The sequence below is a fragment of the Acetomicrobium mobile genome (assembly GCF_937920065.1).
Window position 1 is genome coordinate 1 of sequence record NZ_CALETC010000253.1, and the last position, 1,404, is coordinate 1,404.

General features: G+C 51.3%; 1 protein-coding gene. It reads right to left on the reverse strand.

Annotated elements, in window-relative coordinates; genetic code table 11:
* On the reverse strand, nucleotides 1–1,185 hold the full coding sequence (locus Q7P41_RS09555) for an iron-containing alcohol dehydrogenase (RefSeq protein WP_303883811.1): 1,185 nt from the start codon (nucleotides 1,183–1,185) through the stop codon (nucleotides 1–3).
* Between the last annotated feature and the right edge of the window lie 219 nt (nucleotides 1,186–1,404).

Sequence of the window (1,404 nt, forward strand, 5' to 3'; positions counted from 1 at the left end):
TCAATACGCCTCCTTGAAGAACCTTATGGCGTCTTCTTCTTTCACCTCCCTCGGGTTGTGAGCCAAAAGCCTGGTCTGAAGCATCGTGTCTTTGCCCATCTTCTCCAGGGTTTCTTCTTTTACTCCCACATCTCGGAGCTTTAAGGGCATGTCCAAAGACTTCATGAGGTTTACAATTGCGTCCACGCACTTTTCGGCTTTCTCTTTTAATGAAAGCGCTTGTGTGTCTTCCCCTAAGAGGGAAGCGATCTTTCCGTAGCGGTCGTAGTTGCTTATGAGGTTAAACTTCGTAACTGGGACGAACATGAGGGAGTTAGCAAGGCCATGGGGGACGTGGTACGTAGAGCCTAAGGGGTAAGCGCAGGCGTGCACTGCGGCACATCCGGCCTGGGCGAAAGAAAGGCCCGCCCATAGGCTTGCCAAGGACATAGCAGTCCTGGCTTCTATATTTTTTCCGTCTGCGTAGGCACGCACCAAGTAATGCCCTATGAGCTCTATGGCAGGAAGGGCAAGGAGGTCGCTTAAAGGGGAGGCGTCTTTCGACGTATATGCCTCAACGGCATGAATGAGTGCGTCCATTCCGCTTGAAGCTGTTACCTTTGGAGGGCATGTCATCGTCATTTCAGGGTCTACGAGGGCGACCTTGGCGTAGTTGAAGGGGCTCTGTATGCCGAACTTAGCGCCTTGTTTTGGGTCGTCAAAGACGGCAACGGCGGTGACTTCGCTTCCCGTGCCTGCGGTAGAGGGTATTAGGATGGTAGGGATGCCGGGTTTTTTAACCTTGTTCACGCCGAAGTAATCCCTCGGGTGACCGCCGTTCGTGGCTAATATCGCACCACCTTTTGCGCAATCTAAAGAAGATCCTCCGCCGAAGCCTATGATCAGGTCAATTCCCTTTTCCTTCACGATGTCGGCTATTTTTAGAGGAATGTCTACAGGAGGTTCCGGGAGGACTTCGCTGAAAGTTAAAAGCTCTTCCACTTCGCCTTTCAAGGCCTCGTTTAAGCTTTCCGTCATGCCGGCTTTTACGAGGTTGGGGTCTGCAACGATGAGGACTCTCTTTGCGCCTATCGATCTCACCTCAGCAGCGAGGTTTTGGCGCACAGCGCCGGGACCGAAGACTATCCTCGAAGGAGCGCAGAAGGAAGAGATGCGCATCGCTCCCCACACGAAGTCTTGCATCATAATTGACCATCTCCTTATGGATTTTTGGCTGTCATGCTCAGGTCTCAGGATATCATAATATAGGATAAATATATAGCTCACATACTTGGGAGTCAAGATCAAGTTGTCTTATCAAAATCTACGCTGGTCTTTGAAGAGCTCGTGCTCGGGGTAAAGAGAACAAAATTGAGGCAGCAGGTACGTTTCTGACGCAGGGCTGCCAGCGAAACCGGACAAGTG